The sequence below is a fragment of the Actinoplanes sp. NPDC089786 genome (assembly GCF_040684855.1).
Lineage (GTDB): Bacteria > Actinomycetota > Actinomycetes > Mycobacteriales > Micromonosporaceae > Actinoplanes.
Map to the genome: position 1 here is coordinate 271,405 of NZ_JBFBGU010000006.1, position 19,277 is coordinate 290,681.

At 71.4% G+C, this 19,277-nt stretch carries 11 protein-coding genes; 6 read left to right on the top strand and 5 right to left on the bottom strand.

Annotated features, from left to right (window positions below; genetic code table 11):
• Nucleotides 1-50: 50 nt before the first annotated feature.
• The gene (locus AB0O15_RS21695; RefSeq protein WP_364321143.1) at nucleotides 51-905 is read left to right on the top strand and encodes a UbiA family prenyltransferase; all 855 of its coding nucleotides are present in this window, start codon (nucleotides 51-53) and stop codon (nucleotides 903-905) included.
• Nucleotides 906-911: 6 nt separating this feature from the next.
• Here the strand turns inward: AB0O15_RS21695 and AB0O15_RS21700 are convergent, their stop codons facing one another.
• A complete protein-coding gene (locus AB0O15_RS21700; protein WP_364321146.1) occupies nucleotides 912-1,718 on the bottom strand; it encodes a cyclase family protein in 807 nt (268 codons plus the stop codon).
• 105 nt (nucleotides 1,719-1,823) lie between these two features.
• Between AB0O15_RS21700 and AB0O15_RS21705 the strand changes: the two genes are divergently transcribed.
• From AB0O15_RS21705 to AB0O15_RS21715, 3 genes are read left to right on the top strand one after another with little or no spacing between them, the layout of a single operon-like run.
• Nucleotides 1,824-4,301, top strand: coding sequence for a M14 family zinc carboxypeptidase (locus AB0O15_RS21705; RefSeq protein WP_364321149.1), 2,478 nt, complete (start codon nucleotides 1,824-1,826; stop codon nucleotides 4,299-4,301).
• Between the two features lie 10 nt (nucleotides 4,302-4,311).
• Nucleotides 4,312-5,466 carry an L-2-hydroxyglutarate oxidase gene (gene lhgO, locus AB0O15_RS21710; RefSeq protein WP_364321152.1) on the top strand — a complete coding sequence of 385 codons (1,155 nt, stop codon included), beginning with the start codon at nucleotides 4,312-4,314 and terminating at the stop codon, nucleotides 5,464-5,466.
• A gap of 36 nt (nucleotides 5,467-5,502) precedes the next feature.
• A complete protein-coding gene (locus AB0O15_RS21715) occupies nucleotides 5,503-6,150 on the top strand; it encodes a hypothetical protein (RefSeq protein ID WP_364321155.1) in 648 nt (215 codons plus the stop codon).
• Nucleotides 6,151-6,187: 37 nt separating this feature from the next.
• Here the strand turns inward: AB0O15_RS21715 and AB0O15_RS21720 are convergent, their stop codons facing one another.
• The 4 genes from AB0O15_RS21720 to AB0O15_RS21735 form a co-directional block, all read right to left on the bottom strand.
• Nucleotides 6,188-7,753 carry a tetratricopeptide repeat-containing diguanylate cyclase gene (locus AB0O15_RS21720; protein WP_364321158.1) on the bottom strand — a complete coding sequence of 522 codons (1,566 nt, stop codon included), beginning with the start codon at nucleotides 7,751-7,753 and terminating at the stop codon, nucleotides 6,188-6,190.
• A complete protein-coding gene (locus tag AB0O15_RS21725) occupies nucleotides 7,750-8,985 on the bottom strand; it encodes an HDOD domain-containing protein (RefSeq protein WP_364321161.1) in 1,236 nt (411 codons plus the stop codon). Before AB0O15_RS21725 ends, AB0O15_RS21720 begins: the two co-directional genes overlap by 4 nt.
• A gap of 52 nt (nucleotides 8,986-9,037) precedes the next feature.
• Nucleotides 9,038-11,626: a glycoside hydrolase family 97 catalytic domain-containing protein gene (locus AB0O15_RS21730; protein ID WP_364321164.1), complete on the bottom strand. Its 2,589-nt coding sequence runs from the start codon at nucleotides 11,624-11,626 to the stop codon at nucleotides 9,038-9,040.
• Nucleotides 11,627-11,721: 95 nt separating this feature from the next.
• On the bottom strand, nucleotides 11,722-13,071 hold the full coding sequence (locus tag AB0O15_RS21735) for a DUF1996 domain-containing protein (RefSeq protein WP_364321167.1): 1,350 nt from the start codon (nucleotides 13,069-13,071) through the stop codon (nucleotides 11,722-11,724).
• Between the two features lie 193 nt (nucleotides 13,072-13,264).
• On the opposite strand from AB0O15_RS21735, the gene AB0O15_RS21740 reads away from it, so the two are divergent.
• Together AB0O15_RS21740 and AB0O15_RS21745 are read left to right on the top strand one after the other, a co-directional pair.
• Entirely contained in the window at nucleotides 13,265-14,998 is a 1,734-nt protein-coding gene (locus AB0O15_RS21740; RefSeq protein ID WP_364321170.1) for a BTAD domain-containing putative transcriptional regulator, read from the top strand.
• 434 nt (nucleotides 14,999-15,432) lie between these two features.
• Nucleotides 15,433-19,212 (top strand): tetratricopeptide repeat protein, encoded by a 3,780-nt coding sequence (locus AB0O15_RS21745; protein ID WP_364321173.1) that lies wholly within the window; start codon nucleotides 15,433-15,435, stop codon nucleotides 19,210-19,212.
• Nucleotides 19,213-19,277 lie beyond the last annotated feature (65 nt).

A 19,277-nucleotide genomic window follows, 5' to 3' on the forward strand; every position in this document is an offset into this window, starting at 1 on the left:
CGCGCTCGCGCGGGATCACGCGGCCGCCGGAAATTCCTAGCGTTCAGGGCATGGTGGCACTGGCTCGGACGGCAGCGAGAATCCGGACGGCAGCGATGATCCGGCTGGCCCGGCCGTGGTTCTGGCCGCTGGGCTGGGGCGGGGCCTTTCTCGGGTCGGTGCTGGCCGGTGGGCAGCTCCTGCCGCCGGGCCGGGCCGTGCTGCTGGCCGTGCTGCTGGGTCCGCTGGTGTGGACGACCGTGCTGGCCCAGAACGACCTGTACGACCTGCCCAGCGACCGGGTCAATCCGCGCAAGGCCACAGCGCCGCTGGTCACCGGGCAGCTCAGCCCGGACCTGCTGCGGCGCTGGCACCGGGGGAGTGCCGCCGCCACGCTGGTCGTGGCGGCGGCACTGGGGCCGGTCTTCCTGGCCGGTGCGGTCGTGGTGCTCGGGCTGGGGTGGGCCTACAGCGCGCCGCCGCTGCGGCTCAAGGCGCGGCCGGGCTTCGACGTGGCCGTGAACGCGCTGGTCGTCGGGGTGCTGGCGCCGGCCGCGGGATGGGCGCTGCATCGGCCCGTCACGGCGTACCCGATGATCTGGGTGATCTTGGGGTTGTTGCTCGCGGCGGCGCTCTATCTGCCGACCACGGTGCTCGACGAGGGCGCCGATCGCGCGGCGGGGCTGATCACGTCGGCGGTGCGGTGGGGCGCGGAGCGGTGCTATCGGGCGGGGCTGGTGATGTGGGTGGTGGCCACCGCGCTGTGGCTGAGCTACCACCCGGTGGCGTTCCAGTGGGGGATGGCGCCGGTCGTGGTGGTGGCCTACGCGATTCTCGCGCGCACGCCGACGATCCCGCGCATGGCCGGCGTGGTGGCCGTCTTCGCCCTGCCGGCGGCCGAGTTCCTCCTGAGTGTCACCGCGTAGAAGGGCTCACCAGGTCGCGAAGATGCGGGCCTGGCCGCCGGAGCCCTGCTCGTAGGGGATCAGGCCGACCACGATGGTCGCGCCGGCCGGCGGCATGCGGTCGAGGTGGGCGAGGTTCTCCAGGCCGTAGCGGTCGGCGCCGAGGAGCGCGAGGTGTACGTCGAACGTCTCCGACGGCGCCGGATCGATGCTCAGCGTGTCCACGCCCAGCGACCGGATCCGGCGCCGGCGCAGCAGCCACTCGCACGCCTCCACCGAGAAGCCGGGGAAGTGCGAGCGGTACGCCGAGGCGTCGCCGGCCTTGGCGGCCCAGCCGGAATACATCAGCACCGCCGCGCCGTCGGGGATGCGGCCGTGGCGCCGCTCGTACCGCTGAAGGTCGTCGACGGTGACCATCGTGTCGGGCTCACGCGCCGCACGGGCCGCGATGTCCACCACGACCGCGGGGGTGATCAGCTCGGCCAGGCGCAGCTCGGTCGAGAGGCGCCCGCCGGGAATGAAGTGCCCGGGCGCGTCGACGTGCGTGCCGGTGTGCTCGATGACCCGCCACTCCTGCATGTAGTAGCCGTCGTCCTCGATCGTCGCGTACGTCTCCCGCCGCGGCGCCTCGTCCGGCTCGAACGCGGGGAAGGAGGTGGTGTACGGGTGCGTGAGGTCCTGGAGGTGACGGCCGAGCACCGGGTGACCGGTGGAGGCGGACGCGGGGCCGGCGGAGGCGCCGAGTGCGGCGGTGGTCACGGCCGCGGCCGCCCCGATCACGGCGGCACGGCGGGTGAGCTGCGAACACTTCTCGGTGCACATGGCACCGAGCATCCCATTAGGGTGCCGTGCGGCTCAAGAACCTCCGGGGTCCGCCGATGAGGCTGCGAGCGGCGACAACCACTTAAATTCATGATGGTGATTGCGTAGGGTCACCTCGTGGATCTCAAGCGCACCTTCACCGGCTTCGCTGCCGCACTGCTGATGACGGGCCTGCTCGGTAACCCCGCGCCGGCCGCACCGGACGACAGTCCCTCCACTCGCGACTTCGGCAACGGGCCGGAGCGCAACTCGGTCGCCGCGGAGATTCCGCCGATCGGGCAATCCGCGTCCACGTTCAAGATCGCTACGGGTACGACGGGTTACCCCCGCCAGAACGTGCTGCGCGTCTACCCGGAGAACCCCGCCGACAAGTCGATCAAGCTCGGGCTCGTGCCGTACCACGGGATCGCGCCGAAGCTGAACGCGTTGCAGCAGGCCTCGAACCGGGTGTCGGCCGAGGTGATCGGGCACTCCGCCCTGGGCCGCGACCTCTACCTGGTCACCGTGACCGCGCCCGAGACGGCCGCCCAGGCCCGGAAGCAGGACCGGTGGCGGGCGCTGATCGAGGACGATCCGCGTCAGGCGAACCGGGACGCGGCGCTGAAGCTGGGTTACAAGACCCCGGTCTGGATCAACGCGAACATCCACGGTGACGAGTGGGAGGGCACCGACGGGGCGCTGCGGGTGATCGAGCGGCTGGCCGGCGCGACCGACCCGGCCACGGCGGCGCTGCTCGCGCGTACCCGCGTGTATGTGACCGTGACCAACAACCCGGACGGTCGCATCGCCGGGACCCGGGTCAACGGCGCCGGTTTCGACATCAACCGCGACCACGCGACCGGGTCGCAGCCCGAGTCCCGGGCGGTGCGCGACGTGGTGATCGGGACGCAGCCGTTCGTGATGCTGGACGAGCACGGCTACACCGGCACCACGCTGATCGAACCGGCCACGCCGCCGCACGGCCAGAACTACGAGTACGACCTGTACATCAAGCACGCGCTGCCGAACGCGCTCGGCATGGAGGCGGCGATCCAGCGGCTCGGCCACCCGGAGACCGCGCGGGCGGACATCCCGTTCCGTGACTACTCGCCCGGCGACTGGGACGACTGGCCGCCGATCTTCACCCCGATGTACGCGATCTACCAGGGCGCGGTCGGCCACACCGTGGAGATTCCGCTACAGGTCAACCGGGGCGTCTACGACTCGCTGCCGGTCGAGGAGCTGCGCCGCCGCTCGGCGGTCAACACCGACGTAGCTTCGGCGACCGTCACCGCGGCGATCTCGTACGCCGATGTGCACCGACGATCTCTGCTGGAGGGCCAGATCGAGCAGTTCCGGCGGGGCTGGGCGGGCGAGCCGTCGCCGGAGATCCCGGACGGTTTTGTCGAGGGCTTCGGCCCGGAGGACCGCTACTCGACGACCTTCCCGCGCGCGTACGTGATCCCGGACAGCGGCCCGGCCGCGGCCCGGCTGGTCGACCACCTGATCGCCAACGACGTGCGGGTGACCCGGGCGACGCACGCCTTCACGCTCACCGGCCGCTCCTACCCGCGCGGCACCTACCTCGTCGACATGCGCCAGCCGAAGCGTGGCCTGGCCAACGTGCTGCTCGAGGCCGGTCGCGACATCTCCCAGCTGGTGCCGCAGATGTACGACATCTCGGGCTGGAGCCACCGCCTGCTCTGGGGCGCGCCGGTCGACATCAGCCGCGCAGCCGCCCCGCGCGTGTCCACCCGTCCGGTGGTCGCCGCCGGTCCCACCGGTCACGTGCCGTCGGGAGGTAGGGACCTCCTGCTGACCCTCCGGGACGGCAGCGACGTGCGGGCGCTCAACACGTTGCTCGATCTCGGGGTGGCGGTGCGGCAGACCACCGCGGCCACCGTGCTGGTACCGGCCGCGGCGCGCGACGCGGCCTCGTTGGTGGCCGACCGCTTCGGGGTACGGTTCACCGCCGCGCCCCGGTCCGCGACCGGCACCCCGCTGACCAGGCCCACGATCGCGGCCGCGGTCTCGGCCGACGAGTTGTTCGTGCTGCGGGACATGGGATTCCAGCCGCGCGTGGTCTCCACGGCGCTGCTCAACGCCGGCGCCGATCTGTCCGACGTGGACACCCTGGTCGTCTCGTCCGGGCTGTCCTACGCCGGGCTCAACGCGACCGGCCGGGCCGAGGTCGACGAGTTGCTGGCCCGCGGCGGCGTGGTCACCCGCGGCTCGACCGGCGCCGCGTTCAACGCCGCGGCCGGGCTGCTCCCGGCGACCGCGGTGGCCGCCCGGAGCGACGCCAACGGGGTGGTCGCGGTGGACAACACCGGGCCCGTGGTGGGCGCCGGCTCGCCGCCGCACTCGTTCGTCTACTCGCCGCTGTGGTTCACCGGCACCGGGTTCACCGTCGAGCAGCGGTACGCCTCGACCCCGCTCGTGGCCGGCCACTGGCTGCCGTCCTCGACCGAGGCGGCCGGGCGGGCGGCGGTGATCAGCGGGCCGACCGCGCGGGGCGGCCGGGCCGTCCTGTTCGGCACCGAGCCGCTGTTCCGGGCCCACCCCAAGGGCCTGTACGCCCCGTTCGCCCGGGCCCTGTACTGGACCGCGGGGTAGGTTCGCCGGTATGGACGCCGATCTTGTGGTGGTCGGCGCCGGCATCGTCGGGCTGGCCGTCGCGCGCGAGGTTCAGCGCCGGCGGCCGGCCGACACCATCGTCGTGCTCGACCGGGCCGACCGGGTGGCCGCCCACCAGACCGGCCACAACTCCGGCGTGATCCACGGCGGGATCTACTACCCGCCGGGGTCGCTGAAGGCGCGGCTGTGCGTGCGCGGCGCCCGGATGATGTACGAGTACTGCGCCGAGCACGACATCCCGCACGTCCGCTGCGGCAAGCTGATCGTGGCCACCTCGGCCGACGAGATCCCGCGCCTGGCCGCCCTCTTCGATCGAGGCGTGGCCAACCGGGTGCCCTCGCTCCGGCGGATCGGGGCGGCGGAGCTCACCGAGCTCGAACCGGCTGTACGCGGCGTGGCCGCCCTGCACGCGCCGGACACCGGGATCGCCGACTTCGCCGCCGTGGCCCGGTCGATCGCGGCGTCCCTGCCCGACGTGCGCCTCGGCGTCGACGTGACCCGGGTCGGCCCGGACGGGGTCGTCGACCATCGCGGCGGCTCCCTCCGCGCCCGCCGGGTGGTGGTCTGCGCCGGCCTCTGGTCCGACCGGCTGGGCGCGGCCGGTGGAACCCGGGTCATCCCGTTCCGGGGCGCCTACCTGCGGCTGCGGGAACCGTTCACCCGGCACATGATCTATCCGGTGCCCGACCCGCGGCTGCCGTTCCTCGGCGTGCACGTGACACCGCACGTGGACGGCCACACGATGCTGGGCCCGACCGCGCTGCTGGCGCCGGCCCGTGACGCGTACACCCTGGCCCGCTGGCGCCCCCGGGACGTCTGGCTGACCGCGACCTGGCCCGGCACCTGGCGGCTGGCCCGGCGGTTCTGGCGGACCGGCCTGCACGAGATGAGGATGGCCGTGGACAAGCGGGCGTTCGTCCGCGAGGCGGCCCGGTACGTGCCGTCGCTGTCCGTCGGCGACCTCGACGGCACGGTTCACGCCGGGGTGCGGGCGCAGCTGCTGGGCCGCGACGGCGCGCTGGTCGACGACTTCATGATCGACCGGATTGGTGTCGTCACCCACCTGCGGAATGCCCCGTCACCGGCGGCGACGTCGGCTTTCGCCCTCGCCGGGAAGATCGCCGACGGAATTCTCGAGCCCTGAGTGCACAGAACCGGGCGCTGGTGCATTTCAAGAGACGTGACCAACGAGAATCATGACTCCCACGAGCTCGGCGAGGCCCTGGAGTCGGCCGAGCACGCCAAGACCCGTCGCCGCCGCCTGATCCAGGCCGCGGGAGGCGCCGTGCTCGGCGCCGCGGTCATCACCGGCGCATTCTCGATCCCCGGCCTGCTCCGCGCCGACGACGCGGCCGCGGCCAGTTCCGGCGGGGTCGCCGTCGTGCAGGCCGGCGCCCCGGCCGCCGGCCCTAGCCCGGCCGCGAAGCCGGGCGCCACGGAGGACGCGTCGCGGCCGAACGCCGGCCCGGGCGTCTCCGACCAGGAGGAGAAGGCGCTCGACAAGTACTTCGCCTCCGGCTACGACCTGGGCGAGGGCAAGAAGCTCCAGAAGCTCTGGAAGATGCAGGACAAGGAGCTCATCCAGGTCAAGGCGATCGCCGGGCAGAAGCTGCTCGACGGCGAGAAGCTCCCGGTCAAGCCGGGCTACGTCGTGCCGGCCGACCAGCCGGTCAAGGACAAGCAGGTCGACGCCTTCTTCAAGGAGGGCTACGACTACGACGACGCCGCCCGGCTGGCCAAGCTGTGGAAGCTGCCCAGCCCCTACGACGCCAAGGTCGCCGGCGGCAAGAAGATCCTGGCCGGCGAGACCCTGCCGATCAAGCCCTGATCAACGGTGCCACCGCGGCCGTGACCGCGTCGTGCCGTCAGTCGGCGACGACGCGGTTGCGGCCCTGGTGCTTGGCGGCGTAGAGGTTGCGGTCGGCGCGGGACAGGATCGCTGACGACGGCAACTGACCGTCGAACACGGTGGTGATGCCGATGCTCGCGGTCACCGGCAGCGTGCCCGTGATCGTCGACCACGGGTAATCGGCGATCCGCCGGCGCAGCGCCTCACAGCGACGTTCCGCCTCGTCCGCCTCGGTGGCCGGGAAGATCAGCACGAACTCCTCGCCGCCCATCCGGGCCGCGATCTCCCCGCCGCCGGCCGCCTCGGCCATCAACAACTGGCCGAGGTGCTGGAGCACGGAGTCGCCGGTGCTGTGCGAGAGCGTGTCGTTGATCCGCTTGAAGTGGTCGAGGTCGATCAGCGCCAGCGACAACGGAGTGCCGTCGAAGGCCACCTCGCCGAGCAGCGCCGGCATCCGCTCGTTGACGTACCGGCGGTTGTAGAGGCCGGTCAGCGCGTCCCGGTGGGCCATCTCGCGGAAGTGCTCGCCGACCCGGCGGGCCTCCTCGGCGTCGTACACCGCCTGCAGCGCGTGGGCCCGGGCCTCCCGGGCCAGCGAGGACAGCGCGTTCATCTCGGTGTGGAACTCGCGGTGCTCCTCGTACGCCTTCTCGAACTGGCCGGTCGCGGCGTACAGGGCGGCCTGCTCCTCACGGGCCAGGGCCCGGATCCGGTGCAGGCTCCGCTCGTCGGCCAGCGTCAGGACGCCGTTGAGCGCCTCCTGGGCCTCGGCGTAGCGGCCGGCCAGCCGGTAGGCCAGCGCCAGCGAGTGCAGGCAGATGGCGATCGCGTCGCCCTCGTTGCCGACCACCGAGGACGACGGGTCGAGGACCGCGTTCAGGGTGGCGATGGCGGCGTCGTGATCGCCGATCATCATCTCGATGCGGGCGATCGTGTCGATCTGGCCGGCGCTGAACGAGAACGCGCTCTTCGCCTCGATGTCGCGCATGCGCTGCACCAGGGCCAGCGCGGACTCTTCGTTCTCCCGTTCGTACTCGGTGTAGGCCATGCTGTTCAGGATCTGCACGGTCTGCTCGATGTCACCGGCCGCCGTGGCCAGGTCGAGCGCCTCCTGGAACCGGCGGTCGCCCTCGGCGTGGTGCCCGTTCTCGTCGACCGCGATGGCCATCCGCACCACGTGCCGGGCCATGATGTGCGGCGGCACGTCGTCGGGCAGCTTCGAGACGCACTCGACGCCGTGGGTGTGCGCGGACTCCAGGTCGCCGATCAGGCGGTAGAACATGCTGAGTTCCTGATGCGCCCGGGCGGTCAGGTACGCGTGGCCGTTCTGCTGCGCCCAGGCCAGCACCTGGTGCGCCTCGCGGCCACTCTGCTCGATCTTGCCCTCGCGCAGCCCGACGCTGATCACGAGCAGCCGGGCACGCTGGGCGATCTCGGACTCGCCGAGCTCCTCGGCCCGGCGGCGGATCTCGGTGGCCGGTTCGACGATCGTCCGCAGGGCCGACACCGGCCGGGCCTCGAGCTCGGCGACGCTCTCCAGCAGCGTCGCGCGCTCGTCGCGGAGCAGGGCCGGGGCGGTCACAGCGCCGCTCCCAGCGTCATCGTCGACCAGCGCATCGCGGCCATCACGCTGCCCACCAGGTCGTCGCCGCGGTACGCGGTGGCGGCCTCGGTCAGGTCGCCGTGCTCGTACGCGCTGACCACCCGCAGCACCTGGCCGAGCGGGCCGGCGCCGCGGGCCAGCGCGGTGCCGATCTCGAGGCTCAGCGGCAGCTCGTGGGCGAGCGCGGACGGGGAGGTGCCGAGCAGTTGGGCCACGGCCGAGATCAGGCCGGCCATGAACGCCGCGTCCGGGCTCACCGTGAACGAGGGTGCGATGTTCTCGCAGAGCCGGGCTCTGGTCAGGGCGTCGGCCATCTGGGCCGGGGTGGCGTCGGCCGCCTCCTCGACGGCCATCAGCATCGCCCACCGGCGTACCTGGGCCAGACCCACCAGAACTACCGCCTGCCGCACCGAGGACACCCGGCCCGGGATGCCGACGGCGGCCGAGTTGGTGGCACGGAGCAGCCGCAGCGTCAGGGCCGGGTCGGCGGCGATGATCTCGAGCACGTGGTCGAGGTCGCCGTCGACGGTGCTGAGCGCGCCGAGCAGTTGCAGGCTGTGCATCCGGGACGGGGTCAGCGCGGTCGCGGTGAGCACCTGCGGGCGGCTGAGCACGTAGCCCTGGCGCAGCTCGATGCCGTACCGGTTGGTCAGCGCCAGCTGCTCGCCGGTCTCCAGGCCCTCGGCGACCAGCACGATGCCCGGGTAGGCCCGGCAGCGGCGGACCACCTCGGCGAGGTCGCCGGGCTTGGACTGCAGAAGATCGAGTTTGACGTACGAGGCCAGCGGGAGCAGCCGCTCGTGCGCCGTGCCGAGCTCGAAGTCGTCGAGCGCGATCCGGTAGCCGGCCTCGGCGAGCGCGGTCACGCCGGCCACCACCTCGTCGTCCACGGTGATGCTCTCGAGCACCTCGAGCACTACGCCCTCCGGGCCGAACGGGAGGGTGAGCTCGCCGATCAGGAACTCACGGGTCACGTTGATGAAGCAGGTGCGGTCGCCGACCACCGCGCCCACCCCGAACTCGGCGAACGCGTTCAGGATGACCTGGCTGGTGGCGTAGGCGTCCCGGCGTCCGGCGTCGATCGCGTCCATCCGGCCGCGGAAGAGCAACTCGTACGCCACGACATCACCGGCCGCATCGAAGATGGGCTGGCGAGCCACGTGCACCAGGCGGGTGCCGGGGCTGAGCGCGGGAACGGGCGGGGGGATCACGAAGCGTCAGATCGACCTGTCCGGCCGGGTCCTGAGGATTTGGACGGGTGTTTTACCGGCAAGCAAGGCGTGCGGCGGCCCAGTCGGCGTGGTCGTAGTTCTTGTTGTCGCCGCCGTCGGTGACCCGCAGGGTCAGCTGCCGGACGCCGGTCACGTCGGCCGTGACCGGGAAGCCCGGGTCGCTGCCCCGCAGCACGCCGGTGCTCGCCAGCGGGCGGCCGTCACCGAGAACCTCGAAGCTCACCGAGCCGGGCGAGGTCACCTCGTCGTCCACGCCGACGGTCGCGGCGAACGACGTGCAGGCGCCACCCAGCCAGACCGCCACCTCGGCCGGCGCGTGAGTGCCGAGTCCCTTGGGATAGGTGGTGCCGCGGAGCGAGATCGGACCACCGTCGCCCGGGGCGCTCTCGCCGTTGGCGCGGTCGCGTTCGATCGGGCCCCAGCCATTCGACTCGTTGAGGAACGCCAGGTCGCTCACCCACGTGTCGCCGGTCGGGGCGGGCGGCGGGATGAACAGGCGGACGGCCTGCTCGACGTGCACGGTCTCGCCATGCCAGGTGTAGGTGGCCACGATCGGCAGGTCGACGTCACCGGTGACGCCGGTGGGCGCGGTCAGGTCCCATTCACCCTCGACAGACTCGCCGCCGCGGAGACGGGCCTGGGTGACGGGCGCGTGGTCGATGGGCGCGAGTCGTACGTCGGTGATCGGGCCGCCGGCCGGAAGGGTGAACGTCGCTTTCACATGAACCGTGTCGCCGGGCTGAACCTCGGCCGAGGGCGGGTCGACGGTCAGGACCGTCGCCGGCACCGGCTCGACCGCCCGGTCGCAGGTCGCCGCTCCGGTGTACGGGCAGAGCGCGGTCACGAAGCCGCCGTTGGTGGCGACCGGCACCGCCAGCGTGTCGGTCCTCCGCACGATCCGGCTCTCCCGGACCAGGCCGTGGCCGCCGTCCCGCAGCGTCTCGGCCAGCCAGCGGCCGGTGCCCAGGAAGTCGAGGCCGGTCGTCCAGGTGTGCGCGGGCGTCGCCGTGATCCCGCCGATCCACCAGCGTTTCCCGTCCCGCCGGGCCACCACCGCCTCGGTGCCCGGGGCGCCGGCGAGCAGCCGCGTCTCGTCCCACACCGTCGGGATCTGGCTGAGCGTGCGCAACGCCTCCGGATGGGCCTCGTACGTCTCGGGCTTGTCGGCCAGGTGCTGCCAGCCCGACTCGTAGACCACGGCCAGCGCCACCTCATGGGCATCGGTCGTGTCCCGGTCGGTGACCGCCCAGGTGACCGGCGTGTAGTCCATGCCACCGGTGACGTTGCGGGTGAACGGGAAGATCGTGTTGGTCGCCGCGCGGGTGCGGAACTGCTCGGCGCCGCGGACCGCCTCGAGGGTCATCACATGCGGCCAGGTGCGCTGGATGCCGCGCGGGATGGTGGCGCCGTGGAAGTTCACCATCAGCTTCTGTGCGGCCGTGGCGGGCAGGATCTGGTCGTACCACTGGAACCGGGCCTGACTGTCCGAGTCCATGAAGTCGATCTTCACGCCGGCCACGCCCCACGACTTCACCAGCGGGAGCATGGTGTCGCGTTCCTGCTCGGTGTCGAACGCGCTCCAGTGGAACCACAGCAGCACGTCGACGCCACGGGCCCGGGCGTAGCGGACCACCTCGGGCACCCAGGACGCGTTCCAGCCCTCGTCGATCAGCACGTAGGGCCAGCGGTTGCGCGCGGCGAAGTCGATGTACTGCTTCTGGCGCACCGGGTCGGCCGGGCTGGAGTGCTCGGACAGCCAGGACCACGCGACGACGCCCGGGCGTACCCAGGAGGTGTCGTCGATCTTCGATTTCGGCGCCAGGTCGTCGGTGAGCGTGCTCGCGGTCACGGTGGCCAGGTCGCCGACGACGGCGACGCGCCACGGGGTGCTCAGCGGGCCGGTCGCGGTGATCGCCGGGTCGGCCAGCCTGATGGTGTACGCCCCGCCCTCCGCAGCCCCGCCACCACCCAACGCCGGACTGAAGGCAGAGCTGCTTGCGTGGGTCAGCCGGGCGCCGTCGTAACGGCCGTCCACGTCCGACTCGCTGAGCATGGCGTAGGTGCCGCCGATCCGGAACAGCGACGGGAAGCCGTAGTCGCCGGCCGGCGCGGCGCCCGCCGTGGTCTGGATCCGGGTCTCCTCGTAGTTCGGGGAGTACGGCAGCAGCCAGGCCGCCGCTTCCGGGGGGATCGCCCAGGAGCTTGCTTCGGCCGTGACGGTGGCGCCGTCCGGGAGGACGTACCGATAGGCCGCGCCCTCGGCCGAGACCCGCACGACCACCTGGAGCCGCGCGCCACCGGCGCCGGTGAAGTCGAAGGTGGACTCACGCAGGGCGGTGTTCCGCTCGAGCTGCTTGCCGGTGGTCATCGTGTACTGCTCACGGACCGTGCGGCTGGTGCGCCCGGTGAAGGTCAGGCCGCCGCTGAGGTCGGCCGCGGTCGTCCGGATCCCGATCGGGGCCGGCGACAAGGGGCCCACGCCGAAACTCAGCCGGCCGCCGTCGAGGGTGAGCCGCGCGGTCATCGCGTCCTGGGCCACGGTCCATTCCTGCGCCGCCGGCGCCGCCGGAGCACCCGGTGCGAGCGAGAGGACAAGGGCGGCGGTCAGCAGAACATGCACAGAAGCTCCCAACGATGAACGTCGATGAACATCTGCGACGCTATGCGACCGCCGCCCTCATTTCTAGTGACCTTTCCTCTTTCGTTGCCGGCAGGTCAGTAGTTGCCGGCGCTGTTGCACTTCGCGTTCTGGACGACGCAGTTCTTGACCCGCTGTCCCAGAGCCGCGTTGTCCCAGGCCATCCACGAGTCACCGTGCATCGAGGACGCCATGCCCGAGGCCAGGGTGAAACCCTGAGCACTGCCCGACGTCGGGTACGCGATCAGGAACGACACCGACGGGATGGCCACCGGGAACTGTCCCGAGCAGGTGCCGGTGTAGGTGTAGGCCACGTGCTCCTTGTGTGACGGGCTGTCCAGGTGCACGCCGTCCCAGCAGTCCGGGAAGACCAGCTGGAACATCAGCGTGGCGGTCGGCGCGCAGATCGGCCAGTTGCCGTCGGTGCTCCGGCCGATCTCGCCACCCGGCCCGGCGCAGTAGAACGCGTTCACCGACCCGGCCGGCGTCGGCACCTGCAGCCGCGCGTCCCCGGCGATGTACCGGAAGCCCTGCGGGAACGGCTTCGTCCGGGTCGGGTCGGGCAGCCGCGAGCCGTAGTAGACGACCACGTCGTTGGGCTCGATCACCCGGCCGCGGTCGGTCAGGCTGGGAATCCAGTACGCCGACAGGTCCTGACCCGGCCGGCAGGTGGTGCCCGCGTTCTGCAGGAGCGTCTGCGTGGTGGTGGCCGCGTTGGTCGAGGGGTTGCCGAGGAAGCTGTGCATGTGTGAGGCGCCCGGCATGTTCGGGAACACGATCGGGTCGTCCGGCCGGGAGTGGCTGTACGAGCAGGTGGCGTTGAACTCGGGCACGCGGACCGCGCCGCCCGGGATGGTGCGGTTGGGGATGGCGTCGAACTGGGCCAGCTGCTGCTGCCACACCCCCTGGTCCATCACCACCCAGCCGGCGCCGCCGGGCTGGCCGTCGCCGAACGAGAACCAGTTGATGTTGACGAAGTCGCCGCCACCGTTGCGGAGCAGGGCGAACACGGTCTGCGCCCCGGTCGGATGGCTGGCCACGGTGGCGCTGACGGTGGCCCAGTTCTGCCAGCCGCCGGTGCCGGTGACCGAGAACGTGGTGAGCAGCGGGCCGGTGGCCGAGCCGGTGCGCAGCTCGATCGTGCCGCCGCCGGGCACCGACGCGACCCGGGCCTGGATGACCAGGTTGCCGGCCGCGCCGAGGTCGACGTTGTCGTACCGCATCCAGTCGCCGTTGGCGAGATAGGAGGCGTTCTGGCCGCCGCCGGTATCGGCGGTCTGCTCCAGGACGACACCGGACTGAGCGGCGTACGACTCGGCCTGGACCGTGCGGGTGGCCGCCGTCGCCGGGGCGGCGGCGGCGATCACGGTGACGCTCGCGACCAGGGTGGCCGCGAGCAGGGATCTGAGGAAGGGGGATGAACGCATGGGCTACCTCCGCGGGGAAACGGGTGCCGGGAGTATGCGTCACGGGGAAGCGCTTCCTCATCATCAACGCACGTCTATCCGCGTCATCTGAGGAAATCAACGGGAGACATGGGGAAGCGGTTACCCGGGCGAAAGGCTTCAGCCCGGGCACTGCCCTGCCGATCAGAGCACCGGGTTCGTCAGGAGGGGCGCCATGCGGGTGAGAGTGCTCGGCCGGCTCGACGTGGCCGGTGACGACGGCGTGAGCCTGCCCGCCGCCGGGCTGCCCCGACGTGCCCGTCAGGTCCTCAGCGTGCTCGCCGCCCGCTACGACCGGATCCAGTCCAAGGATGCGCTGGCCGACGCCGTCTGGGGCCGTGACCTGCCCGGCAACCACGTGGCCGCGCTCGAGCACTACGTCTCGGTGATCCGCCGCCGCCTCCAGCCGGACGGCACCGCGGCCACCCACTTCATCGTCACCCGGGCCGGCGGCTACCTCTTCGACACGTCCCGGGCCTGGCTCGACCTGGCCGACCTGCACCACCGGATCCGCGGGCTCGACCTGGTGCCCACCGGCTCGCCCGAGCGCCTCCCGCTCCAGCAGGAGATCACCGCCCTGGCCCACGAGCTGCCGTTCGCCGACGACCCGTACGCCGACTGGGCCGAACCGGTCCGCAACGAGGTCCGCGTCGCGCTGCAGAACGCCCACCTGGAGATCGCCGACGGGATCATGGACCGCGACCCGGCCCGGGCGCTACGCCTGTCCCTGGCCGCCATCGAACTCGACCCGTTCCTGGAGTCCGCCTACCAGATCGGCATGGTCGCCGCCGCCGCCCTCGGCCGCCCCGACGACGCGCTGCGCCTCTACGAGCGCTGCCGCAAGGCGCTGGACGACGAACTGGGCGTGGCGCCGTCCGCCCGGACCGCCGAGCTCCAGCGCAACGTGCTGCTCAGCCGGTCGGCCACGCCCTCGCCGCCGCCTTCGCCGCCTTCGCTGACGGGAGAATCCCGGAGCGCCCCCAACCCCGCACCGGAACAGAACCGGCAGCGCTTCCTCGGCCGGAACGCCGAGATCGAACTGCTGCTCAGCAACGACCAGGTCCCGGTCGTGCACCTGGTCGGGCCCAGTGGCGCCGGCAAGACCGCGCTGCTGGACGAGCTGCGCCGGCGAGCGCCGGAACGGGTCGGCATCGGGCACGGCCCGGCCTCGGCCGGCGCGCTCCGGCTCACCTGGCTGCACAGCGCCCTCGCCGACCTCGGCGTCCGCGGCGTCGTGCCGGCCACCGTCGAGGCGGCGATGGCCGAGCAGCGCGCGCTGCGCCGCGAGGAACTGGCCGCGGTCGCCGACACCCTGTGCGGGCCGGTGCCGCTGCTGATCGCGGTCGACGACGCCGCCGGGCTGGACGAGGTGAGCGTGGCCGAGCTGGCCTGGCTGGGCCGGCACTGCGCGCGGCTGCGGGTGGTGCTCACCTACCGCTACCCGTCGCAGATCCGCGAGCGGCCGATCGCCGGCCTGGGCAGTCCGCTGGTGCTGCGGCTGAGCCCGCTCACCGAACTCGACCTGGCGCCGCTCGACCCCAAGCTGATCGAGCGCACCGGCGGCGTCGCCGCCCTGGTCGCGGTGGCCGACCGGAGCCCCGCGGTGACCGCCGCGGTGGCCATGCAGGTCGCCCGGACCCGGACCGAGTGGATGCCGGAGCCCAGCTGGGAGGTGCTGCGGTTGTGCGCGGCGCTGGGCGAGCTGACCGTGGACGACCTGGCCCGGCTCACCGGCCGCCCGGTCACCGACGTGCTGGCCTGCATCGACCGCCTGATGCACGCGCACCTGCTGGCCGAGGACGCCGACGGCCACGTGCGCCACCGAAGCACCCTGATCCGCGACGCGGTGGCCGAGCAGGTCTCCAGCGCTTCCAGCCGCCACCTGCGTTCCCAGCTGACCATCCACTAGCGACCCATCGTCCCGCCCGCCGCCGCTCCCGCCGGCCTTCGTCCTCGCCGCCGCCCGGATACCGTCAGGCTCTACCACTGTTGCGGGGGTGAGCGGCGGCGGGGTTGAGTGGGCAGCGTGGGCGCCTGACAGCCCAGCTCGGCCCATGACCAGCGTGACGGCGGGGATGGAACCTTCCGCCTCCTTCGACACAGCCACGGCACGGGCCAGCGCGCCACATCGGCCGAGGTGCCTCAGGACCCAGCGGATTGCCGGCATCGGTTTCGGCTGTGCTGTGGTGTCGCGTCCGAGACCTGTCCGTCAGATGTAGGCGGTCGTTGGCGGCGATCTCGGGTTCACCGATTTGGGGGAGTGTGCTCGGATGATGGGTGGGTCCGGATCGGCGTGGTCAGGGTTCGGTGCCTGTCGGCGGGGTGGAGAGGCGGGCGGGTGGCGTGACCGGTCTGGTGGTGGACGAGGCAGGCTTCGAGGTGCTGGTCGGCACGGAGAGTGTCGGGCCTCGGCGGGTGCTGGGCGCGGCCGACGAGGCGCTGCTGTCGGACCTTGGTGTGCGTTACGTGCGGGCGGTGCAGTCGGGCGCCGATGATCATGTCTTTGTCGGGCTCGGCCGGGAGTTGTGGTCCTGGCTGGACGGTGACGAGGGACAGCTGACGGCTCTGGTCGATCGGGCTCCGTCGCCGCTGGTGTTCGAGGTGCGGGGGCCGCGGTCGCCGTCGGACCGGGCGTGGGCGGTGTTGCGGGCGCCGTTCGAGTTGCTGGCCCGGCCCGGTGGTGGGTTCCTCGCGGCGGACGCGTTCGTGCGGTTCTGTGTGGTGCGTCGGCTGGGTGTGGCGGAGCCGCCGCCGGCGCTGGATGGGTTCCGGCTGGGGTTGGCGTTCATGGCGTCGTCGCCGCGTCGGCAGCATGAGCTGGACTTCGAGGCCGAGGAAGCGGCGATCCTCAAGGCGGTCGACGACACCCGGGTTGATCTTGTGGTGGAGGACACCGGGAACCCGGTCGAGCTGGGCCGGCGGCTGGCCGACCTGGGCGGGATGCCGGTGGTGCACCTGTCCTGCCATGGGGTGAACAGCTTCTCGGCGCGGCCGGGCGGGGCGGGGGTGCCGGCGTTGATGATGGAGGACGAGGTCGGCGACGACCGGCCGACCACCACGGACGAGCTGGTCAGATTGCTGACCAAGGTGCCGCGGCTGCTGTTCGTGTCGGCGTGCCTGACCGCCACGGCGGCCGGGGCCGCTGGACATCTGCCTGCGGGTTCAGGGCGGCGGACCGGGACCGGCGATGGTGGTGACTCTGGTGAGCTGCTCGCGCACTCGATGGCCACCGGGTTGGTCTCGGCGGGTGTGCCGGCGGTGCTCGGCTGGGATGGTTCGGTCGACGATCTGGCGGCGACCACCTTCGCCGAGAACCTGTATCAGCAGCTCAGCAACCAGGCGGATCTCGCCGTCGCGGTCGGGGATGCCCGGCGGGCGTTGCTGGGGTCGTCGACGCGGCGGGTGCGGTCGGACTGGCATCTGGCCAGGTTGTGGTTCGGCCCGTCCGGCGGTGGCCCGGTGGTGGGCGGGACCGGGCGGCGGTCGCGGGTGTCGGCGGTGCATGGCACCAAGGTGTTCCTGGACCGTAAACAGCATGTGCCGGTCGCGGCGCCGGCCATGTTCGTCGGCCGCCGACCGGAGCTGCAGCGCGCGTTGCGGGCGTTGCGGTCGCCGGATCGGGCTGGGGTGCTGCTGCATGGGCAGGGCCGGCTGGGGAAGTCGAGTCTGGCCGCCCGGATCGCGGATCGTCGTCCGGATCTCGCGCCTGCGGTGGTCTTCGGTGATTACAGCGCGGCCGCGATCCTGGACGTGCTCGACGACGCGGTGCGTTCGAATCCGGAAGCCCGCGAACTGATCAAGCACCGGCGAGCGGAGGTTCGTGACCACCCGGAGGCTCTCGGCGAACTGCTGACCGACCTGCTGAGCGGACCGTGTGGGCAGGCGGCCGATGGTGGGCGCCCAGTGTTGTTGATCTTCGACGATCTGGAGCGGATCTTGGTGGCCGATCCGGACGGACCGCATCGGGTCGGTCCGCGGCTGGCGCCGGTGCTGGCCGGGGTGGTGCGGGCGTTCGACCCGGCCGAGACCGACAGCCGTCTGCTGCTGACCAGCCGCTTCCAGTTCACCCTCAACAGTCTGGAAGATCGGCTGGAGCAGATCGCGCTGCGCCCGTTGTCGTCGGTCGCCCAGCGTAAGTTGCTGAACCGGCAGCAGGCGCAGGTCACGGTGAAGCAGCGGATCGAGCGGTTCGAGCTGGCCGAGCGGGCGGTCAAGGTCAGCCGGGGCAATCCGGGCTTGCAGGATCTGATCGGTCTCCGTCTGGTGTTGAGCGACCAGGTCACCGAGGACCGGGCCGAGGCCGCGGTCGCCGGTATGGAGTCATACCTCGACCGGGGTGCGCTGCCCGAGGAAGCCGAGGTTCGCGCCTTCCTGGAGAACCTGGCCCTGGACACGCTGCTGGAGCAGGCCGGCCCGGCCCATCGCGCGTTGTTGCGTGAGCTGACCCTGTTCGACCTGCCGGTGCCCGAGCCGGTAGCCGAGGTCTTGGCCCGGCGTTCCGGTGGGTCGGCGGCCCGGCTGGTCGGGCTTGGGCTGGTCGACGTGTTTCCGGACGGCTTCGAGCCGCAGCAGTCGGCGTTGGCGGCCAACGCCTTGGCGTCCGGTCGCCTCGACCCACTCGATGCGACTAAAGCCACCGAGCTGGCCGCCGCAGTCGTGGGTGCGTTGTTCACCGCATGGGGCGGCACTCCAGCCAACCACCGCCGCGACTTAGCTCTTGACCTGCAGCTGACCCGCATCGCCCTGCACGCCGACAACCCCGACGTCACCGCCGCCTGCGCGACCGGCGCCGTGGAGGAGCTGCGCGCCGGCCCGGCAGCTGACGCGTTGCGGCTCGGCCAACAGGCGATCATCCTGCTGGACCAGCATCAGCATCCAGTGCCTATCTTGCTGCTGCGGCGGGTCGCCGACGCTGCGAAGACCAGCGGGGACGGCGACACCGCCGGGGAACTGTTCACCCGGGCAGTCCGGGAGGCGCAGGTCGATGATCCCCAGCAGGGAGACACGCTCGAACAGGCACGCGTCACCGCAGAACACGCCACTTATCTAATCGACCGCGGCGAGCTGGACAGTGCCGAACAGTTTCTCCAGCGAGCCAACGATCTGTTCGAGGCCGCAAAATCCGAAACGGAAGCCGCAAACTGTCAAGGAACCATCGCCGAAATCCTCTACCGGCGTGGTGATTACGACGAGGCTCTGCGTATCCATCGCGAAGAATTGCTGCCGGTCTTTGTGCGGCTCGGTGACACCCGCGGATCGGCGGTCACCTGGGGCAAGATTGCCGACATCCTCTATCAGCGCGGTGATTACGACGAAGCCCTGCGCATCCGCCGCGAAGTCGAGCTGCCGGTCTACAAACGGCTCGGCGACACCCGGTCGGCGGCGGTCACCTGGGGCAAGATTGCCGACATCCTCTACCGGCGTGGTGATTACGACGAGGCTCTGCGTATCCATCGCGAAGAATCGCTGCCGGTCTATGGGCGGCTCGGCGACACCAGGTCGGCGGCGGTCGCCACAGGCAAGATCGCCGACATCCTCTATCAGCGTGGTGATTACGACGAGGCTCTGCGCATTCACCGCGAAGAATCGCTGCCGGTCTTTGTGCGGCTTGGCGACACCCGCGTATCCGCGGTCGCCTGGGGTAAGATCGCCGACATCCTCTATCAGCGTGGTGATTACGACGAGGCTCTGCGTATCCATCGCGAAGAATCGCTGCCGGTCTTTGTGCGGCTTGGCGACACCCGGTCGACGGCGGTCACCTGGGGTAAGATCGGCGACATCCTCTACCGGCGTGGTGATTACGACGAGGCCCTGCGGATCCGCCGTGAAGTGCAACTGCCGGTCTTTGAACGGCTCGGTGACACCCGCGGATCGACGGTCGCTTGGGGCAAGATCGCCGACATCCTCTACCAGCGCGGCGACTACGACGAAGCCCCGAACTACACACCAAGCGATTGCAGGCCTTGGAAACCATGCGCGACTTGGACGGCATCGCGTCAGCAAAATGGGGTCTTGCCCAGGTCGAGCTCGCCCGCGAGGACTACAACGCCGCGTTCCCGTTGCTGGTCGACTCGTTTCGGCTTCTTCAGCAGCTCCAACGCCCCGACGGCATCGCTGTCGTAGGCGACATCCTGGGACAGATCCTGCTCCGAGATAAGCGACCAGACCAAGCCGTCACCGTCCTGAAG

Coding starts and splice junctions, on each gene's coding strand:
- AB0O15_RS21695 (WP_364321143.1), top strand. CDS start 51: ATGGTGGCACTGGCTCGGACGGCAGCGAGAATCCGGACGGCAGCGATG.
- AB0O15_RS21700 (WP_364321146.1), bottom strand. CDS start 1,718: ATGCTCGGTGCCATGTGCACCGAGAAGTGTTCGCAGCTCACCCGCCGT.
- lhgO (WP_364321152.1), top strand. CDS start 4,312: ATGGACGCCGATCTTGTGGTGGTCGGCGCCGGCATCGTCGGGCTGGCC.
- AB0O15_RS21735 (WP_364321167.1), bottom strand. CDS start 13,071: ATGCGTTCATCCCCCTTCCTCAGATCCCTGCTCGCGGCCACCCTGGTC.
- AB0O15_RS21740 (WP_364321170.1), top strand. CDS start 13,265: ATGCGGGTGAGAGTGCTCGGCCGGCTCGACGTGGCCGGTGACGACGGC.